The organism is Thermosipho africanus Ob7, from assembly GCF_003351105.1.
Classification (GTDB): domain Bacteria; phylum Thermotogota; class Thermotogae; order Thermotogales; family Fervidobacteriaceae; genus Thermosipho; species Thermosipho africanus.
The window spans coordinates 70,235-89,688 of the sequence record NZ_NKRG01000004.1 but is presented as its reverse complement, the minus strand read 5'-3'; the positions used below and the strand labels follow the sequence as shown (position 1 = coordinate 89,688).

Sequence of the window (19,454 nt, the reverse complement as noted above, 5' to 3'; positions counted from 1 at the left end):
CTACATTATATCCAAATAATAATTAACAAAAAATCCATCTTTTTCCTGCCAAAAAATCACTTTCGAATCAATATCCATACCCAAAAACTTATATATTAAATCTCCTACATCTAGAAATATTTTAACATCATAATTCTTTTTTCTATCAAGGAAATTATAAGCTGGTATATCCATTAACCTCTTAACCCTAGCTTTTCTTTCATAAATGCTCTTATCTAAATTACTTATAACAAAAAATCCACCATACTCAAAGAAGTAAATATCTACATCATCAGCAATATTCATTAACCACTCATCTTTTATTTTATCATATTTTGCACTATATTTTTCCAATATTTTTTTTATACCAGTTCTTCCATCCGACAATTTAAAAAGAAACGCTAGAGAAACATTTGTAGCATCATCAACATCTCCTACTACATAAAATGTAGACGTTGAATTATTCAATATTGTATTTGTAATTTCATATATTTTTGTGACACTAGTGCTTTCAAAGGTAAATATCCATGGTTTAATAAAGTCAATAGCTTCTTTAGAGTCATCCACACTAATTCCACCAAAATAATTTCCCAAGACTGGAATATTCTCCATTAAATCGTCTATCACATAACTTTTTTCAAAAAACTTATTAGATTTTTGATTTACAGTGATCTTTAAGACACTTTCATCAATTCTACCATAAAACAACAAATATTCGGTTTTTATATCAGTTTTAATTGTCTCAACCGGAAATGTAATTTTTATTGCATTAGATTTTGAATAACCTAAAAACCAATAGTCTGAAGGTACTTTTTCCAAAATATCAGGATATTTTTTTGTAAATTTTAATTCATCTGTCATATATGTAGATACTAGATAATCTAAAATGCTTTTACTTCCAGTAACAATTAAATAATTTTTAAATTTAGAAACAAATAAAGAGTCACCTATATTGAATATATTACCATTTAAAGTTATTTTTTCGTCTAATAATGCTCCAAGATAATATGCCAAACTTGTTGCATTTTCCGTTTCAAAAATCAAAGCAGAATCTTTTGAAAGGTTGCGTATGATGTCAATGTAATAGTTCAAATCAAAAGATACATTTTCATCTATTCTTATTTCCCCACCTTTTGATAAAAACAAAATATTCGATGAAAGTGCATCTAAAAAGATTTCTTTCTTTAGGCCACTTTCATAATCTACGTTTTCTAAATAGCTTAAGAGATAATTTTCAAAAGCTAGTCCATTATCAGAAACAATAAAATTTAAAAATGGAACATTTTTTATCTTTTCTATACTTACTATTTCATTATTAAAATGTATAAAAATATCAAAATCGTATGGGACAAAATTTAAGATGTTTGAAAATGAAAATATTGATAAATATATTAGAAGAAAAATTCCTATCTTTCTCATTTCAACTCCTCCCATGCTCTATCAATTACTTCATCTATTTTCAGAGTCACTTCTTTCTTTATATTTAACAAATGCAAAAAATACTCTATATTACCATCGGTACCTGTTATTTTTGAAAAATCAATATTTATTGGTGATAAACCAACTTCTTTTGCACTATCAATAATATCATATAAAACCTCTTTGTGTACACTTTTGTCCCTAACAATTCCACCTTTTCCAACTTTTTCTTTACCCGCTTCAAATTGAGGCTTTACAAGAACTACTGCTTCACCATCCTCTTTTAATATTTCCTTTATCGTTGGAAAAATTTTTTTCAAAGAAATAAATGAAACATCACAAACCGCCAAATCTACCTTTTCAGGTAGTTTTAAATTTCTTGCATTAGTCTTTTCCATAACGACAACTCTATCATCACTTCTTAATTTCCAATGAAGTTGATTATATCCAACATCAACGCAATACACCTTTTTAGCTCCATGTTGTAATAAAAAATCTGTAAACCCTCCCGTGGATGCACCTATGTCACAAGCTACTCTTTCTTCAATTTTAAATTTAAACGATTCCCATGCCCCTTCTATTTTATAGCCACCCCTACTAACGTACTTTTCAGTTTCTTTTATCCTTATTTTTGACTCAACATCAACAAGCTTTCCCGGTTTATCTACCAATTGTTCATTAACAAAAACATTACCACTCATTATAATTCTCTTGGCTTTTTCTCTTGATTCTATCAATCCTCTTTCAACGAGTAAAACGTCCAAACGTTCTTTCTTCATTTTTTTATCCTCCATGTCCCGTTTTCTAATATTATATAGTAATAGTTATTCCCAGCGATTACCTCTTTAAATCCATTAATTTTTAAATCTTCAAAATAATAATCTATTCCATCAAACCAAACATTTTTATACCGTGGCCTTAGAACTATTCCATCTACAAACTTTATACTGTCATTTATCAGAATAAAGTCCCTATTTTCATTATAACTTTCAAGTATGCGTCCAGTTCTTGTATCAAGTTTCACAATTTTATCCATTGTTCTTATGTACAAAGCATCTTTCAAAAATCCTACTCCAAGAACCTTTTTATATTTCCCTTCAAATAACTTTCTCCTTTTTGTTAGATCAAACAGTACAACATTTCCATTTAAAAAAGCAAAAGAAACAATCCCGTCTTTATAATACCAATCAAAAGGTACACTATCAAATTCATATCGCCAAAGCTTATGTATATCACTTATGCTTCCATCAGAATACAAAACAAAACCATTAAAAACATCTAATACTGGAATCTTATTTTGTTGTAAAATACCATTTTCGTACCAAAAGTTTCTCGAAATAACTATACCTTTATCAACATACAAGGGAATCTCTGGAAAATCTATATTAAACGATTTACCGATAACTTGTTTTCCATCATAATAATAATCTCCAAATACTCCAAAAACTCCTACAAGTAAATTATCTTTCTTTTCAATTTTTAGATCCTTTCCAACGTAAAGCTCTTGTCCTTCAACTGTATGGAACCCTTCTGAAAAAGTATAAACTTTCCCTTCAATCTCTACTTTATAACTTCCTTTTTTATGCTTTATAATAAACGGATATATTTGATTTTCAACTATATAACTCTGATTTGTAATTGGATCAAAAGCAATAGATTTATCTGGTAAAGTTTTGTCTTCAAATAAATTTTCCAAAGTTTGATACAGTAAAGTCAAATCTAAAGAAGGACTTTTAAAATTATCAATATCCACATCCTTGTAAATTACTCTCCAAGCAATTTTTTCACCCTTTGATATTAAAATATAAACTTTTTCACCATCTCCTAAAAGATATCCTTTTCTATGAAAATACTCTTCTAATTCAAGCTTGTATTCTTTTGGACCTTCATATAATAATGTTAAAACAGGTTGTTTCATCCATGATGAAATAATTTCGCTTGCCTCTTTTGTAACTTTATCTCCCATGAAAAAGATAACACCACTTGCCTCAATAGTTAACCCCATTAAAATAAGACTTTGTATAAGTACAATCCATGTGGTGGCGCGGTACCAGCCGCTTCTTGCCTTGAGCGTTTCTCTAAGACTTCCAAAATTTTTTCTGGTTTCCATTGACCTAATCCCACCCTAACAAGACTTCCGACTATATTTCTTACCATACTTCTTAAAAAAGATCTACCTTCTACTCTAATTAGTATTAAACCTTTTTTCAAAGTCAAAATCCTTATTCTGTAAATTGTTCTAACCGGATTTTTTTCATCTTTGCCTTTTTTAAATGAAGAAAAATCATGCTCGCCTTCTAAAAAACTTGCAGCCTTTCTCATTGCTTCAATATCTAAATCATATCTAAAATTCCAAACATAATTTCTCATGAAAACATCCTTTTCATTAGTGCTAATGAAATAATGATAAATTCTCTTAGTCGCCGCAAATCTTGGATTAAAACTCTTGTCTACTACCCAAGCCTTTTTTACATAAATATCATCAGGCAAATTCGCATTCAAGGCATTTTTTATATCTGTTTCGGTTAATCTTTCAATTGGACAATTAAAAGCTGCAACCTGACCATTTGCATGAACACCCGCATCTGTTCTTCCAGCAGCTTGAGTATATATTCTCTCTTTAAAAATTCTTTCCAAAGCATCTTCCAAATCGCCCTGAACTGTCCTTACATTAGGTTGCCCTTGATACCCAAAAAACTTTGTGCCATCGTATGCAAATTCAATAGCAAATCGTTTCATTTAATCATAGTCCTCCCACCACCAGATTTTTTTGCAACCAATAAAGCTTCTTTTGCTTCTCTGAGAAGTTCAAAAAAAGATTTATTTTGCCCTGGGTCTTTATACGCTACTCCTATACTGGTTGAAACATCCTCAAACTTATCCTTTAATGATTCTCCAAATTTTCCAAAGACTGTTAATGCTCTTAGTTTATTCGTACTAGGCATGAAAAACACAAAATTTTCACCATTCAATTTGTAGAAATAAACATTTTTAATATCTTTAAAATACTCAGTTATAAAATTTGATACATGTTCTGCAAATTCTGGACCTTTTTTAATATTAATCTTATCAAAATCATCGATATCTAAAAATGCAACTGATGCCTCATCATTTTCGCTTATTATACTATCACAAAGCCTTACAAATTCAGGATATGTAGTCATATTTACTTCACTTTTTGAAATTAGATATTTTGCATATGGAGTTTTTCTTAAAAATTGAACTACAAACCATGACAAAAACTTTAATAATTTTAATTCGTTAGAAACAGGCCTTCTACCAGATATTGGTTTATCAAAACTAATGTATCCAACTATCCTTGAATTTTCATCAATTAGAGGAACAAGTAATAAATCTTTTGGATTCCAAGAAATTTCATAATTAAAATCTGTGTAATAATCGTCAAAAACATATACACCTTCTTCATCTAAAGAAATTGAACCCTCCGGAATAAAATAAACCCCTTCAACTTCAAATCTTTTAGAAAACAAAGGAAGAACATTTTCAATACTTACCTGCTGATTTTTAAGATTGTTAAATACCTCTTCCTCAAGCCCATAGCCAGCTACTCTTATTACTCTATTCTTTTCATAATCCATAATACTAAGCAAAGCTGTCTCAAAACCCGATATCTCACAAATAACTTCCAAAATTTTATTTAACTGCCCATCAAAATTCAAAGATTTTTCTTTAAAAGCAAGATCTAGCAACAACAAAAAATTATCATTTTCTTTTTTTAATTTTTCCCTTTCAATCTTTTCAAGAATACTCATATTAAAACTATCTGCATACAGTATAACAAAAATTAGATATAAAGAATATGCCAAAAAAAACAATATTAAGTTAGACATTTTTATTTCAGAATATAAATAAACATTAGCTACTAATAATGCTCCAAGAGATATCATAACATAACTATTAAATATTGCAGTTAAGTATAATTTAATATCTTTGAAAAAGTAAAAAAACAAGTACATAAAATTAGTTATTATTACTCCCAAGGCAAAAAAAGGAATTCTTAAATAATCGTGCGGTACACTGTAAAATAAATAGGTCCCGAAAGAATACATTAACAATCGCATTGATAACCTTGTTAAACGATGCTCTTTTTGAAAAATCAAGTAAAAAATAGGAGTTAATAATGCAATTGTTTCTGGAGAAATAAAAAGTAGAGAAGGAATTATAACCAGCATCTCAAACATGAAACTTGCCCTATTAAGTTTCAAATCAATCAAACTAGTAAAATAAAGCAGCAGTAAAAAAGTTATATCGTAAAACCAGATTGTAGTAAAGACAAATCGCTTAGACAAAATTAAAAACACTACTGCAGCTATAATTGAGACAATTGATAAAATCTTCTTGTTCTTAATAGCAATCCCCCCCACAACCATTTACTATAATATTTTAACATTTTTTATTGAAAATTTGACGATTTTTTTTGAAACATGTTAGAATAAAAGTAACAAGATTATCTACAAAGGAGGAATTTAACATGAAGTGGGATTTAACAGTTTTTTACGAAACACCAGATATTGAAAAAATAAAAAAAGATCTAGAAGATATTTTTAAAAGAGCAACAAACTTCGTTGAAAAATATGAAAAATTAATCAATGAAAATATTTCAGCTGAACAGGTAAGAAATTATTTCAAAGAATTTGAACAATTAATGGAAGATGGTTTAAAACCTATACAATATTCAAGTCTTCTATTTTCTGAAAATACAACAGATAAAGTTGCACAACAACTATATGGAATTTCCGAACAATATGGCTCAAAAATTTCTGAAATACTTTCTCCACTACAATCTGCTTTTGCACAACTTTCGGAAGAAAAGCTAGATGCACTCTCAAAAGAAATTCCTGAGTACTCATACGCTATAGAAAAAATTAAACTTGAGAAAAAACATATTTTGTCTAAAGATGCAGAAAGAATTCTCGCTGCCACAAGCATTTCAAGAAGAGATGCCCTTTCAAATTTATATGAAAAATTGACTTCATCTTATAGATTCAAAATTGAAATTGATGGTGAAGAAAAAGAGTTATCTGGAAGTCAAGTAAGAGCTTTAAGAAGATCCCCAGATGGAAATTTAAGAAAAAAAGCTATGAAACTCTTCTTTGAAAGGTACAAAGCCGATGAAATCACCATAGGTGAAACTTACAACATAGTAGTAAAAGACTATGACACAGAAGCAAGATTAAGAAATTATCCAAAACCAATTTCTATGAGAAACTTAGAAAATGCTGTATCAGACGAAAGTGTTGAAAAACTAATTGAGATAACCACAGAAAACACAAACATAGTCCACAAATACTACAAATGGAAAGCTCAAGAAATGAATGAAGAACTAACACTTGCTGACATTTATGCACCATTCAGCAGCTCAGAAAAAAAGTATACATTCGATGAAGCAAAAGAAATTGTTTTAGACGCATATTATAGTTTTGATGAAAAGGCAGGAAAAATAGTTGAAAGTTTCTTTAAAGAAAATAGAATCCACTCTGAAATTGTTCCTGGAAAAGTTGGTGGAGCATTTTGTTCATATTATACGACTCAAATCAAACCTTTTGTTCTTTTAAACTTCAATGGTAATATTAACGATGTTATGACATTGGCTCACGAGTTAGGACATGGACTCCATGGGACTTTATCCCAAAAACAAAGTTTCATAAATTACCATACACCTCTTACTATGGCAGAACTTGCATCCGTTTTTGGTGAATTTCTAGTTTTTGATAAGATAAAAAATGAACTTGAGGGAAAAGAAAAGAAATACTTTATTGCTTCCACACTTGAAGATACATTTGCTACAATGTTCAGACAAAACATGTTTGCAAGATTTGAAATACAAGCTCATGAACTTATAGAAAAAAATGGAATGGCAAGTTTTGAGGAACTCTCAAAACTATATGAAAATGAATTAAAAATAATGTTTGCAGATAGTGTAAAAATACCCGAAGAATATACATATGAATGGTCTTCTATTCCACACATTTTCCACACGCCATTTTATGTATACGCATACAACTATGCCAATTGCCTTGTAATAGGACTTTATCAGAAATACCTTGAAATGGGTAAAAAATTTGTTCCAAAGTATATTGAACTACTTGAATCAGGTGGAAAAGACAGCCCAGAAAGGCTACTTAACAAGATTGGAATTGACATAACAAAAGAAGAATTCTGGCAAGGTGCATTTGAATTTCTAAATAACATGCTCAATGAAATAATATAATAACACACAGCCCCCTCTAAACTTGAGAGGGGGGTGTGTATTTTTCAATTAATTCCTTAAGTTTCTGCTTTGCAACTTCTAAATTAAAAGTTACATCTTCAAGTTTATATTGGCTTTTTACAAAAATTTCCGTAAAATATTCCAAATTTTTGTCATTTATGACATTCATTAATTCATATGGAGTCAAATAGAAAAATTCTTTAAAGATTTTTGCTCTTAAGTACAAATAAGCTCGCCTTATAAAGTCTCTACCATCCTCTATATCTATTAAATCCTCAAAAGTATCTTCTGACTTCCAAATATTTTCTTTCCCCTTTATGACTTCTACTTGTTTTTTGGGAGCAGTTAAAAACATAAAGAGAATGTACAGTGAAATTGCAAATACAATTACCGATATTATGTTAATAAATCTTAAAATATAAATTGGTTTAATCAACGGCTTTTCTTCAATAGTAATTTCAGTCTTAGTTGCTTGCATGTTTTTTTCAAACTCGCCAGTCTTAAGCTCTTCTACCGCAACATTTGAAGTACCAAAAGATAATAAATTACTATTGTTAGCTTTTGCTATGTACGGAACTAAAACAAAGTATATTAAAAAGGCGTATAAAAATGTTAAAAATCCAATAGCTAAAATTTTAAAAGAAAAATCCTTTTTCAACCTCAAAAATATATACAAAATTATTAGACCAGCCAAGGAAACAAAAAACAAACCAAAAATTTTGCTCTTTTCAAGGTTAGAATCCTCAGAAACTGTCACATCAGTAATAACCTGTTTTTTAACTTCCTCTTTTTTGACTGGCTCAGTTGAATTTTCCTGGACTTTAGACGATTGCGTCATATCTACTTGCAAATTTTGGGTAACCTCATATTCTACTGTTCCAACACTTTTTATAGGTGAAAAAATGCTTGGTATAAAAATGAGCGGAATTAAAAAAAGTAAAATATATGATCTTTTTCTAAAAATATAAAGAAAGACAATTAACGAAGAAATTAATGCAACTTTTATACTATAAAAAAAAGCTGCAACTGATAAAAACGCAATCAAAAAATATTCTTTTGCTTTCACTTTTTCATATAAATAAATCAAAAAGGCAGGGAAAGGATTTTTAAACCAAATAATACTCAAAATAATCACTAAAAAATACAACCATTTAAATCTATAAAAAGATAAAAAAAGTAGCGTAAATAGTATTACAAAAAGTATGTTAATCTTCCAAAATGAAAAAGAAACTAAAAAAACTGTCAATGTATCAATTAACAAGTTCTATTCCCTCCTGAAGTAACATATTTTCCAAATATACGATCACATGAATATCATTTTCCCTCAAAATCGCACAGTTTTTCTTTATTGCCTCGATATCTTGCGGAATGTCTAAATAACTCTTAAATTTTTTGGTATTATACCTTCTAAAACCATAAGGCATAACAAGTATTATTATTCTAGAAACCCTTTCTCTAATACGCATAATTTTCTCCAGATCTTTCTCACTAAGAAACATTGTAATAATAAGAAGAGTGTCATTAAAAATTATTTCCCTCTCTATTTCGTTATAAACTTCAAAACTAAAGCCTTCTAAAGAACCATATGAAGTGGATAAAACTTCATAATAGTCTATCCAATCGCTTGAAAATTCCTTTTTTATTCCTTCAGACGTATCAGCTATCAACTTAACAGGAATATTTCTAGCGGAAACTTCTTTTACAATGCTATTTGCTGCAAGTATTGCATCTTCTACATATTTGTTTAATATCGGTCTCCATGCAGTCTTAGAAAAGATCTGCGAGTGTAGGTTTAAAAATAACCCCAGAAATAATCTACCCTGAGAAGTATATTCTGTTTGTTTTACATAAATATCTCCAAGTTTTGCAGAAATCTTCCAATTTATCATCTTTATAGGATCTTTTTCATACTTTCTTACTCCTATAATACTTGTTGGATCTTCTAAAAGTCTTATTTTCGAAACAACATTTGGAACTAAATCAAGTAATTTTTCTTTTCTAAAATAAACTTCCTCATAATTAGGAAAAACCTTTACCTGTATATCTTTCTTCTCAACTTTCTTTATTATATTAAAAAAGGCAGCATCATACTTTAGGAAAAATTTCTCAATATTAAATTTTCCTCTCTTTGCAAAACTATGTTTTAAGACAACAACATCTTTTAAATACACTTTCCCCTCTCCAAGCTCTGGAACAGACAAATACAGTAGTATTTTCCCTCCACAAAGAGATATAATTAAATTAAAATCTTCGTCTATAAAAACTCTATCTTTATCCAATTTCACATCAATATCAACATCCTTAAATATATTTACAATCCTTGAATAATTAATCCATTGAATGATAACAAAAGCATCTAGGAAAATTGTAAAACCATTTATTCTAAAAAAATTTAAAAATAAAACTAAAACAGTTAAAAATACTAGCCTGACATTTTCAATCTGCATTTACTTCACCACTTTTACTTCTTCCAAAATTTCTTCAATCACCTTGTATTTATCAACTTTCTTTATTCTAGCTTCAACGCTTAAAATGATCCTGTGATTCAATACATAAGGTGCAAGGTATTTAACATCATCAGGTAAAACAAAATCTCTTCCATGTAAATATGCATATGCTCTTGAAATATTCAATAAAAATATAGAACCCCTTGGACTTGAACCTACCATAATATCCTTATGCTTTCTTGTAGCACTAACTATATCAACTATATATCTCATTATATCATCAGAAACCTTAACATTTTTTACATTAGAAAGATGATTTAAAAACTCCTCTTTTGAAACTACGGAGCCAAGTTCAACAATAGGATGTTCATAGAGCTGAGAATAAAGCATCTCTTTTTCAGCCGCCTCGTCTGGATATCCCAATGATAATTTCACCATGAATCTATCAAGTTGTGCTTCAGGAAGCGGAAAAGTCCCTTCTGATTCAATAGGGTTTTGAGTAGCTATCGTAAAAAAAACATCATAAAGCTTGTGAGTTATGCCATCCACAGTTACTTGACTTTCTGCCATTGCCTCAAGTAATGCCGATTGAGTTCTAGGAGTTGCCCTATTAATTTCATCTGCCAGCAAAACATTCGTAAATATAGGTCCTTTATTAAAAACAAACTCCCCACTTTCTTTATCAAAAATATACAAACCCGTCACATCTGATGGTAAAAGATCAGGTGTAAATTGAACCCTTTTAAAATCCAAAGAAAACGTTTTTGATAGGGCTCTTGCAAGCATTGTTTTTCCAACACCGGGAACATCCTCAAGTAATACATGTCCACCTGAAAAAAGCGCCGCAACAATAATTTTTATCTTCTCTTCTTTTCCTTTAATAACAACTGAGACATTTTTGACAATTTTTTCTAGTATATCCAAGTGTATCCCCCTCTTTGTTAATATATTCTTAAAAAAAAGCTAGTGGCTTTAAGCCACTAGCTTTCATGCTAATTGATCAATACTTTTTCCTGTGTACAATTGTGATGCGATCCTTACTAATTTTAAATTCATTTTGTTTTGTTGATAAGTCATAAAGCTTAAAAGTTGAGCCATCTGATCCTTTGTCATTACAGGTGCTTTTACATTAGCTGCTGCATTTTTGCCTGAGCTAATTTGCAAAGTATTGACTGAACTGTAAACATTGTTTATACCATTTACTCTCAAATTATCACCTCCCAAAATAATTATCGACCACGTTCAATAAAAATTTCACTAAAAATTATACCAAATCCTATCGAAAAAGATAAAATAGAACTGCCACCATAGCTTACAAAAGGAAGAGGAATCCCCGTAATTGGAAACAATCCACTAACAACACCAGTATTTACTACAACGTGAAGCATCATAAGTGTTGAAAATCCCCAAATAAAGTATCTAATAAACTCATTATCGATCTCATCTGAAATTTTTATTAAAGAAGTAACTATCGCAAGATAAGATAAAATTACAATTATTATTCCCAAATATCCGAAGCTTTCTCCAATTGTTGCAAGAATGAAATCAGACTCTGCCTGTGGAACATGTATATAATATTTACCTAACGCCGGTCCAGAGCCAATGATTCCACCATTTCCTATTGCCTCATAAGCTTTCTCAAGCTGCCAGGGAATTTCATTTGAAACATAATTTTTTATCCTTCCTATCTGATAGCTGCGTATTAGGCCTAATTGAATCCCAAATATAAACAGCAATCCAATCAATACAAATAAAAATAATACATGAGAAAAACGTGTACCTCCAAAATAAAGCATTACAACCGCTGTCAAAAATATTATAAAAGTAGTGCTTAAATCAGGTTCAACAAATATTAATAACAAAATTGGAGAAATCAAAAGTAGTGGCTTTATCAAACCATCCCAAAAAGAAGATAGTTTTTCTTTATTATCTTTTATATAATGAGCTATAAAGTAAATAACAAATATTTTAGCTAACTCTGAAGGCTGAAATGTATTACCAGAAACTTCTATCCAGCGTCTTGCACCATTCTTATAACTTGAAAATGGACCATACAAAGGCAAAACAAGCATTGCCAAAACAATTATGTAAAAAAACCAGACATATTTTTTATCTTCTATAAACCTCTCAGGTAAAAAGAAAATAATTAATAACGCCAAAATCATACTTAAACTTATGTAAACTATATATTTAAAGAAAAAATTTGAATTACTACCAGTAGAATAATATTCTCTTGCAAAATCTATACTATACAAAGCAACTGATGCAATTATAAATAACACAAATATTGCAGTAACTAAAAGCATAATACTATATCTCATAAAAGTCCTCCCAGATTTCAAGTAGATTTGTAAAGAAAATTGAGGAAAAATCCATACCCATTTCGTTTAACTTTTGACCATCAAAAAAATCATACTTTTTCTTTAATAGTTCAATTACTTTTTCAAATCCTGGGAGTATAGGTAACAGTTTTCTATCTATTCCCCATTTTGTTCTAAGCATCATAAAAATACTTTCTAATACTTCACGTTCCAAAGTGTTCTCATTTTCATAACTTCTGGGAAATTTGTCATGTTTTAACATAGAATAATAAGTTTCAAAATCCGAAACGTTATTATATCTAAGATTTCCTATATGTCCTCCGGATGATAATCCTAGTCCTATATAATCTAGATTTGCCCAGTAAACCAAATTATGTTTACTATAATTTTTATCTAAAGCAAAATTCGAAATTTCATATCTTTCATACCCTTCAGATTTCAAAAAATCAAGTAACACCTCATATCTGTTATAAGATTCTTCTGGAATTTTCTTGTAAAAATTTGAAAGAATTGTACCCTCATGAATTTCTAGTAAGTATACAGAAATATGTGGTGGATGATTTTCTCGAATAAACTTTACAATTTCTTCTATACTACTCCAGCTTTCTCCAGGAAGACCTATTATAAAATCTACATTAACATTTTCAAAATATTCCCTTGCAACATTATAAGCTTTCAACGCTTGGGCTGAATCATGGCTTCGCCCAGCTTTTTTTAAAACTTCATTATCAAATGACTGAATCCCTATACTTAATCTACTAACACCTATTTCTTTGTAAAACTGTGCTTTTTGCCTGTCAAAAGAGTCAGGATTTACCTCTATAGTAAATTCTTCAAGAATCAAATACTTTTCTAGCTTTTTTACTAACTGTTCTATATAATGTTCATTAATATAACTTGGTGTTCCACCACCTATATAAAGTGTTCTAATACCCCTTTTTAAATAATCACCATAGAGCTCAATTTCTTTTGAAAGAGCATTAATATAATTTTCTACACTTCCTTCTTCATAACTTACAAAATCACAGTAGTAACACTTTTTTTTTACAAAATGGTATGTGTATATACACTGAAAGAGTGTTGACATTACCAATTAAATCTGAAAGCAATTTTTCCATCCCAGACTAAAAATTCCCCTTTCAAAGGAACTATAAACTTTACTCCGAACAAATAATTTATATTAAATATATCATTAGTTGATGAGTAAATATATCCGTATCCAAACCCCCTAAACTCACCCGCTGAAAAATATTTCCTTGCTCCAATATTCAAATAAAAACCGCCAAAATCCGTTCCCAACCCCGCTAATATTCCTTGCTGTAGAGAATTATCTAAAGAATACAAATATCCTAAAAAGTTCTTTCCATTTAGCAAAAGAATATATCCAGAAAAATCTTTGTACTTAACAAAATATCTATCAAGCGAATATCCAAAATCTTTTCCTTTTCTTAAAAATAACTTTTCAGCACTTAAAGATATCGGACCAACAGCAACAAAGGAATTAGAATTCGATGTAAAGAAACTGTATTGATCAGAAACAAAAAACTCCAAGCCTTGGCTTGATGTTGGAAAATTCAGATTTTCATAACCTATAGATAAATAGATACCAAAACTTGTACCGGCAAAAAGGGAAAAATTCATATTCTCTACTTTGGCCGGCTTTTTTATTTTCAAAAAACCTAGTTTTTGTTCTGTGTAATATGTAGTATTTGTAGCATACGAATATCCAACACCAAAGCCATCACCCAAGACTAAAAATATTGGCGAATGATTAATAATTATAGTATTATCAAAAACCAAAAAATTCCCAGAAAAAGCAAAAATACCAAACAATATTAATAATATTACATTTAGTTTTTTCATAAATATCAGTCCCCTAGAAGTTTTTTTGCTATTTCGTTTACAACTTTTGGATCAGCTTTTCCCTTAGTTTGTTTCATCACACCACCAACAAAAAATCCAAGTAAGCCTTTTTTACCATTTCTATAAGCTTCAACTTTATCAGGATTTTCTTCTAACATTTTCTTGAGAATTTCTTCTATTAACGATGCATCGCCAACAACTTCAATATTTTTTTCTTTTACAACTTCCTTAGGAGATTTCCCCGTTTTGTATACTTCTTCAAATACCTCTTTTGCAATATTTCTTGTAATTTTCCCCGAAGAAATTAAATCAAACAATTCTTTAAAGTGTATAGGCTTTATTTTTAATTCTTCAAAATTACTTTCTGCACTTTCATACTTTAAAAGCTCTGTTAAGAACCAATTTGAAGTTTCTTTTGGATCATTTGTAACTTCAACACATTCTTCATAAAAATCTGCAAGGCCCTTAGATGAAGTTAAAATATTTGCTTCATATTCTGACAAGTTATAATCTTTCATAAAACGTTCTTTCTTTTGATCTGGAAGTTCAGGCATTTTTTCTACAATTTTCTTTATTTCATCGGATGATAACACAACAGGAGGAATATCCGGCTCAGGGAAATATCTATAATCATTTGCTTCTTCCTTGCTCCTCATTGAAATTGTCGTTTTTGTAGATAAATCCCAACCTCTTGTCTCCTTTTCTACATCCTTTCCTTCAAGCATTGCATTTTTTATTCTTTCAAATTCAAATTCAAGTGCTTTCTCAACAAATTTAAAAGAATTCATATTTTTAACTTCCACTTTGTTACTTTGCCTATTAGTTTCAGTATCTATAACAGAAATATTTGCATCACATCTTAAAGCACCTTTTTCCATATCACCGGTACTTACACCCAAATATCTCAATATTTGTCTCAACTTCTCTAAAAATTTTCTTGCCTGCTCTGGAGACTTAATATCTGGTTCTGTTACAATTTCAGCCAAAGGAACACCACATCTGTTCATATCTACAAGTGAACTTTCAGCTTCTGTAATCATTTCAGAAGAATGAACAAGCTTTCCAGCATCCTCTTCAAGATGAATTCTATTAATCCTTATCTTTTCGCCATCAAGTTCTAAATAGCCATCATTTGCAAGAGGATAAAAATATTGAGTTATCTGATACCCCTTAGGAAGATCTGGATAAAAGTAATTCTTCCTATCAAATCTTGTATATTCATTTATTCTACAATTCAATGCACTTGCAAGTAATATTCCATACTCATACATTTCCTTTGAAGGAACTGGAAGGGCCCCTGGTTGTCCTGTACATACAGGGCAAATAGCGCTGTTTGGCTCAAGTTCAAACACATCAGCTGGACAAGAACAAAAAGCCTTTGTCTTAGTATTAAGTTGAACATGTATTTCTAGCCCAATTACAGGTTTAAATCTCATATTTTCTCCTCCCCTGGTAAAACAACTGGAATATCTTTTTCTATATAATTTGCAAATCCGAGAACCTTTGCATCATCAAATCGTTTCCCCATTATCTGCATTCCTACTGGTAGTCCATTAGAAAATCCAAAAGGAATGCTAATTGCAGGAATACCTGCTAAATTTGCAGGAATTGTAAAAATATCCATCATATAGTAAACAAGTGGATCTTTCACTTCACCTATTTTGAATGCAGTAATTGGAGAAGTAGGAGTTATTATAAAATCATATTCCTTCAATAAGTCATTCAATTTATTTGAAATGATCCTTCTTACCTTTTGTGCTTTTTCAAAATATGCATCATAATATGCTGCACTCAATGTAAATGTTCCAATCATTATCCTTCTGATTACCTCTTTTCCAAGATTTTTTCTACTATTCAAATATGTTTGCAATAAGCCCTCTTGTTCATCTCTTTTACCATACCTTATTCCATCAAACCTTGAAAGGTTAGAACTTACTTCTGATGGAGCAATTATATAGTAAGTTGCAACTGAATATGAAAGTTCTTTAAAAGATACCTTATCTACTTTAATTCCTTTTTTTTGCAAAAACTTTACAAATTCTTCGAATCTTTCTTTTACCCCTTCTTCAACTCCTTCTGCAAAAACCTCTTCTGGATAAGCTACTTTAACGTTTGAAAAATCACTTTCAAGATATTCCTCAAAATTTATCTTTCTATCAACAGTTGTTGCATCTTTTTCATCTTTTCCATATATTACATTCATTAGGTATGCTGCATCTTTTGTTGTTTTTGTAATAGGTCCTATTTGATCAAGAGATGATGCAAATGCAACAAGGCCATATCTTGAGACTAGTCCATAGGTTGGTTTAAATCCAACAACTCCACAAAATGCGGCAGGCTGTCGTATAGATCCTCCTGTGTCACTTCCGAGCGCAGCAACAACCTGTCCACTGGCGACAGCTGCCGCAGATCCCCCACTGCTCCCCCCGGCCACTCTTTCATGATCCCAAGGATTTTTTGTTACAAAAAATGCAGAATATTCTGTTCCAGTCCCCATTGCAAATTCATCTAAGTTTGTTTTTCCGACTATTGCAAAGTCATTTGCAATTAATTTTTCAACCACTGTTGCATTATATGGAGGCACAAAATTCTCTAAAATTTTTGAGGCACAAGTAGTTCTAATTCCCTTTGTTACAATATTATCCTTTATCGCTATTGGTATTTTGCCATTTGCATTTTCAACTACCGTTATAAAAGCATTTATCTTTTCATCGATCTTCTTTATTCTTGAAATAGACTCTCCAACAAAAGACCTGTTTTCTTTTAAAACATCAGATATAGTCATATCTTTGAAATTTTTCAACTAAATCACCTCGTCCGTTAATTTTTTATAAGTTTCAATTATATATTATAACACAAGCCCCCTCTTTTTCTCTACGAGGGGGCTTGTTCTAAATTAATTATTTTTCACTTTAGTACAGCTTTTTCTATGAGTTTTCCATCTTTAAAATAGCCATAAAATTTTAAATAAGACTCACTATCAATTCCTATAAAATTAAATATCATAGGTCTTAAATTCACAAATAACCCCACCACATAATCAGAACTGTAATTTTCTTTTATGAAATCCTTATCACCAGCCACATATTCATCAGGTGATACTCCATAGAATGTTATCTTTTCATTTGAAAGATTAATGTATAAAATAGGTGTTCCTTCATCTGTTTCGACAATTCCATATTTCTTACCACCAATATTTTCAAATCTCTTTTCCCCTTCAATCATATCCCACGATGGATTATTGTAATAAACCACACCGTAGAATGGAACATTAGAAACTTGCATTCCAGATAAAGCATTTGTTAAAACACTTGATATATCACCGCATATATAAGCTGTTCCACTAAAACCTTCCAAAACCTCAGGTAAATCAACTGGTAGACTCTTCAAAAATGAATCAGGTAATTTTCTATTAATAAAGCCAAATAAATCTCCACCAATATTTTCATCCTTTAAAATGTCAATCCCATCTTTTGATGCAATATCATTAAAAAGTTGCTTAGTTTTATCATCTTGCGGAACAATCTCTTGATGGAATTCTACCTCGTTACCTTTTAAAGTGGCATATCCAAAGCCCTTTACTTTAAAATCTTCCTCATTCGTATTAATATATGAAACAGCAAGATAACCTTTATTCAAGAAATCTTCCAATTCCTCAGGAAGAGTTCCTCCTCCATAATTTTCGCCAACGACAAAATATCCATCAATAATCTTTACCTCTTCTGGAAGGCTTTGTCCTGAAAAGTTCTCAAAAAGCTCCTTAATTTTATTTGTATTCTTTGATGGACCTAAAACTAAAAGTGTACTCTCTTTTCCAGCTACAATAAGTAGTTCTTTAAAAATATCCAAATCATCTAAAGTATATCCTTGCATCATTAATTGTTGCTCAATTACTCCAGTAAACATTTGCTCAAGTCCTATTTGATTTGCCAAAATATCTCCTGCATTAGTTTGCTTTACTGCATCATACAATTTTGAAATATCTGGTATATACATTACAACATCATATTCTTTAGGCATAAAATCTAATGCATTGGAAAAAAGAAGTATGCCAAATAAAAACACACCAAACACAACAGTCAACTTTTTCATTTTAACACCTCCAAGATCATATTTATATTTACACCATCACTAGGTAAATAATTTCCCTTTTCTTTTCCTCCTCCACCTTTTCCACCAAATCTTTCCCTAAGATCAGATATTATATTCCTTACTATATACTTTGAAGAATTTGATGTAAAACTGTAACTTTTACCATCATATAGCACAAGAAGTCCTTCTTTATCAAAATACTTTGGAATATATCTCAAAATTTCTGGGTCTTCCTGCAGAAAATAAACATCTTCTTTTAATTTTTTTAGATCATCTTTTTTGTAACATGCTAGCTTTTCCGCCAAATTTTCAAGCCTTGAAGATTTTTCTTTCACTTCACTCAAAAGGGATCTAACTTTGTCCTCAACTTCGAAGATTGAACTTGTAAGGCTTACCGAAATATTTTTAAGTATTTTAGAATACTTTCTAAAATATTCCATCGCCTTAAATCCTGCAACAAAATAAACCCTAGTTAATTCTCCTTTTACTTTTTCTGTTTTTAAAATTTTTAAAAGTCCTATTTGACCAGTATTTTTAACATGGTATCCTCCACAAGGGGAATAATCATACTCACCAATTTTTATTATCCTTACCATTCCTTCAACTTTATCACTTAATTTCTTCCTTAAAGGGAATCTATCAACCTCTTCCTTTTCAACCAATATTTCTTGAACATCAACACATTCGGTAATTATACTATTTACTCTTTCTTCAACTTCATCCAACAATTCTTCCACAATGTAAGGAACATTTAAATCAATAGTAGTATATTCAAATCCCATTCTAAATCCAACAGTACTTATATCTGCAAGCTCTTCAAATACAGCCGACAGAATGTGCTGTCCTGTATGATGTTGCCTTACAAACAACTGATGATTTAAATCTATCTCAACATCATTTTCTCCGAGATCTACCTCCCTATCAATTTCATGATAGATTTTACCATTCTTTGACATTACTGATAAAACGCTAGCATTACCTATTTTTCCTCTATCTCCTAATTGTCCACCTTTATAGTCAACATAAAATGGACTTTCAGAGGAAATTGCAAAAATTTTTCCTTTTTCTTTCAAAACTTCTTCAATCCTTATTTTCAACAGC

Annotated in this window: 17 protein-coding genes; 1 reads left to right on the top strand and 16 read right to left on the bottom strand. The window is 30.3% G+C overall.

Going from position 1 to position 19,454, the window contains the following annotated elements:
- The 5 genes from OB7_RS05285 to OB7_RS05265 are packed head-to-tail and all read right to left on the bottom strand — an operon-like array spanning nucleotide 1 to nucleotide 5,600.
- Nucleotides 1–1,398, bottom strand: a complete 1,398-nt coding sequence (locus tag OB7_RS05285; RefSeq protein ID WP_114702711.1) for a hypothetical protein — start codon at nucleotides 1,396–1,398, stop codon at nucleotides 1–3.
- Nucleotides 1,395–2,177 (bottom strand): TlyA family RNA methyltransferase, encoded by a 783-nt coding sequence (locus OB7_RS05280; protein ID WP_114702710.1) that lies wholly within the window; start codon nucleotides 2,175–2,177, stop codon nucleotides 1,395–1,397. Before OB7_RS05280 ends, OB7_RS05285 begins: the two co-directional genes overlap by 4 nt.
- Nucleotides 2,174–3,508 (bottom strand): hypothetical protein, encoded by a 1,335-nt coding sequence (locus OB7_RS05275; RefSeq protein ID WP_249031023.1) that lies wholly within the window; start codon nucleotides 3,506–3,508, stop codon nucleotides 2,174–2,176. Before OB7_RS05275 ends, OB7_RS05280 begins: the two co-directional genes overlap by 4 nt.
- Entirely contained in the window at nucleotides 3,403–4,137 is a 735-nt protein-coding gene (gene truA, locus OB7_RS05270) for a tRNA pseudouridine(38-40) synthase TruA (protein WP_012580066.1), read from the bottom strand. The genes OB7_RS05275 and truA overlap by 106 nt, the downstream gene beginning before the upstream one ends.
- Complete coding sequence (locus tag OB7_RS05265; RefSeq protein ID WP_249031022.1) at nucleotides 4,134–5,600, bottom strand: sensor domain-containing diguanylate cyclase; 1,467 nt, start codon at nucleotides 5,598–5,600, stop codon at nucleotides 4,134–4,136. The genes truA and OB7_RS05265 overlap by 4 nt, the downstream gene beginning before the upstream one ends.
- A 290-nt stretch (nucleotides 5,601–5,890) precedes the next feature.
- On the opposite strand from OB7_RS05265, the gene OB7_RS05260 reads away from it, so the two are divergent.
- Entirely contained in the window at nucleotides 5,891–7,630 is a 1,740-nt protein-coding gene (locus OB7_RS05260) for a M3 family oligoendopeptidase (RefSeq protein WP_114702707.1), read from the top strand.
- Nucleotides 7,631–7,646: 16 nt separating this feature from the next.
- Here OB7_RS05260 and OB7_RS05255 read toward each other — a convergent pair whose 3' ends face one another.
- The 11 genes from OB7_RS05255 to OB7_RS05205 form a co-directional block, all read right to left on the bottom strand.
- Entirely contained in the window at nucleotides 7,647–8,891 is a 1,245-nt protein-coding gene (locus tag OB7_RS05255; protein ID WP_114702706.1) for a hypothetical protein, read from the bottom strand.
- Nucleotides 8,881–10,077: a DUF58 domain-containing protein gene (locus tag OB7_RS05250; protein ID WP_114702705.1), complete on the bottom strand. Its 1,197-nt coding sequence runs from the start codon at nucleotides 10,075–10,077 to the stop codon at nucleotides 8,881–8,883. Before OB7_RS05250 ends, OB7_RS05255 begins: the two co-directional genes overlap by 11 nt.
- Nucleotides 10,078–10,995 (bottom strand): AAA family ATPase, encoded by a 918-nt coding sequence (locus OB7_RS05245; protein ID WP_170128445.1) that lies wholly within the window; start codon nucleotides 10,993–10,995, stop codon nucleotides 10,078–10,080. It abuts the gene before it with no gap.
- Nucleotides 10,996–11,064: 69 nt separating this feature from the next.
- Nucleotides 11,065–11,286 carry a hypothetical protein gene (locus tag OB7_RS05240; RefSeq protein ID WP_004101386.1) on the bottom strand — a complete coding sequence of 74 codons (222 nt, stop codon included), beginning with the start codon at nucleotides 11,284–11,286 and terminating at the stop codon, nucleotides 11,065–11,067.
- A 20-nt stretch (nucleotides 11,287–11,306) separates the two neighbouring features.
- Nucleotides 11,307–12,398 (bottom strand): FtsW/RodA/SpoVE family cell cycle protein, encoded by a 1,092-nt coding sequence (locus OB7_RS05235; RefSeq protein WP_114702703.1) that lies wholly within the window; start codon nucleotides 12,396–12,398, stop codon nucleotides 11,307–11,309.
- A complete protein-coding gene (gene hemW, locus OB7_RS05230; protein ID WP_249031021.1) occupies nucleotides 12,388–13,485 on the bottom strand; it encodes a radical SAM family heme chaperone HemW in 1,098 nt (365 codons plus the stop codon). Before hemW ends, OB7_RS05235 begins: the two co-directional genes overlap by 11 nt.
- Nucleotides 13,485–14,261 carry a hypothetical protein gene (locus tag OB7_RS05225; RefSeq protein ID WP_004101375.1) on the bottom strand — a complete coding sequence of 259 codons (777 nt, stop codon included), beginning with the start codon at nucleotides 14,259–14,261 and terminating at the stop codon, nucleotides 13,485–13,487. Before OB7_RS05225 ends, hemW begins: the two co-directional genes overlap by 1 nt.
- Before the next feature lie 5 nt (nucleotides 14,262–14,266).
- Complete coding sequence (gatB, locus tag OB7_RS05220) at nucleotides 14,267–15,697, bottom strand: Asp-tRNA(Asn)/Glu-tRNA(Gln) amidotransferase subunit GatB (RefSeq protein WP_004101374.1); 1,431 nt, start codon at nucleotides 15,695–15,697, stop codon at nucleotides 14,267–14,269.
- Nucleotides 15,694–17,046 (bottom strand): Asp-tRNA(Asn)/Glu-tRNA(Gln) amidotransferase subunit GatA, encoded by a 1,353-nt coding sequence (gene gatA / locus OB7_RS05215; RefSeq protein ID WP_249031031.1) that lies wholly within the window; start codon nucleotides 17,044–17,046, stop codon nucleotides 15,694–15,696. Before gatA ends, gatB begins: the two co-directional genes overlap by 4 nt.
- 122 nt (nucleotides 17,047–17,168) lie before the next feature.
- Nucleotides 17,169–18,353 (bottom strand): hypothetical protein, encoded by a 1,185-nt coding sequence (locus tag OB7_RS05210; RefSeq protein ID WP_114702701.1) that lies wholly within the window; start codon nucleotides 18,351–18,353, stop codon nucleotides 17,169–17,171.
- The gene (locus tag OB7_RS05205; protein ID WP_012580057.1) at nucleotides 18,350–19,450 is read right to left on the bottom strand and encodes an alanyl-tRNA editing protein; all 1,101 of its coding nucleotides are present in this window, start codon (nucleotides 19,448–19,450) and stop codon (nucleotides 18,350–18,352) included. The genes OB7_RS05210 and OB7_RS05205 overlap by 4 nt, the downstream gene beginning before the upstream one ends.
- Nucleotides 19,451–19,454 lie beyond the last annotated feature (4 nt).

Excerpts from the sequence above, each read along its gene's own strand:
- OB7_RS05280 (WP_114702710.1), bottom strand. The coding sequence starts at position 2,177 with ATGAAGAAAGAACGTTTGGACGTTTTACTCGTTGAAAGAGGATTGATA.
- OB7_RS05260 (WP_114702707.1), top strand. The coding sequence starts at position 5,891 with ATGAAGTGGGATTTAACAGTTTTTTACGAAACACCAGATATTGAAAAA.
- gatB (WP_004101374.1), bottom strand. The coding sequence starts at position 15,697 with ATGAGATTTAAACCTGTAATTGGGCTAGAAATACATGTTCAACTTAAT.
- hemW (WP_249031021.1), bottom strand. The coding sequence starts at position 13,485 with ATGTCAACACTCTTTCAGTGTATATACACATACCATTTTGTAAAAAAA.
- OB7_RS05225 (WP_004101375.1), bottom strand. The coding sequence starts at position 14,261 with ATGAAAAAACTAAATGTAATATTATTAATATTGTTTGGTATTTTTGCT.
- OB7_RS05275 (WP_249031023.1), bottom strand. The coding sequence starts at position 3,508 with ATGGAAACCAGAAAAAATTTTGGAAGTCTTAGAGAAACGCTCAAGGCA.
- OB7_RS05210 (WP_114702701.1), bottom strand. The coding sequence starts at position 18,353 with ATGAAAAAGTTGACTGTTGTGTTTGGTGTGTTTTTATTTGGCATACTT.
- OB7_RS05250 (WP_114702705.1), bottom strand. The coding sequence starts at position 10,077 with ATGCAGATTGAAAATGTCAGGCTAGTATTTTTAACTGTTTTAGTTTTA.
- gatA (WP_249031031.1), bottom strand. The coding sequence starts at position 17,046 with ATGACTATATCTGATGTTTTAAAAGAAAACAGGTCTTTTGTTGGAGAG.
- OB7_RS05265 (WP_249031022.1), bottom strand. The coding sequence starts at position 5,600 with ATGTTTGAGATGCTGGTTATAATTCCTTCTCTACTTTTTATTTCTCCA.
- OB7_RS05235 (WP_114702703.1), bottom strand. The coding sequence starts at position 12,398 with ATGAGATATAGTATTATGCTTTTAGTTACTGCAATATTTGTGTTATTT.
- OB7_RS05285 (WP_114702711.1), bottom strand. The coding sequence starts at position 1,398 with ATGAGAAAGATAGGAATTTTTCTTCTAATATATTTATCAATATTTTCA.
- truA (WP_012580066.1), bottom strand. The coding sequence starts at position 4,137 with ATGAAACGATTTGCTATTGAATTTGCATACGATGGCACAAAGTTTTTT.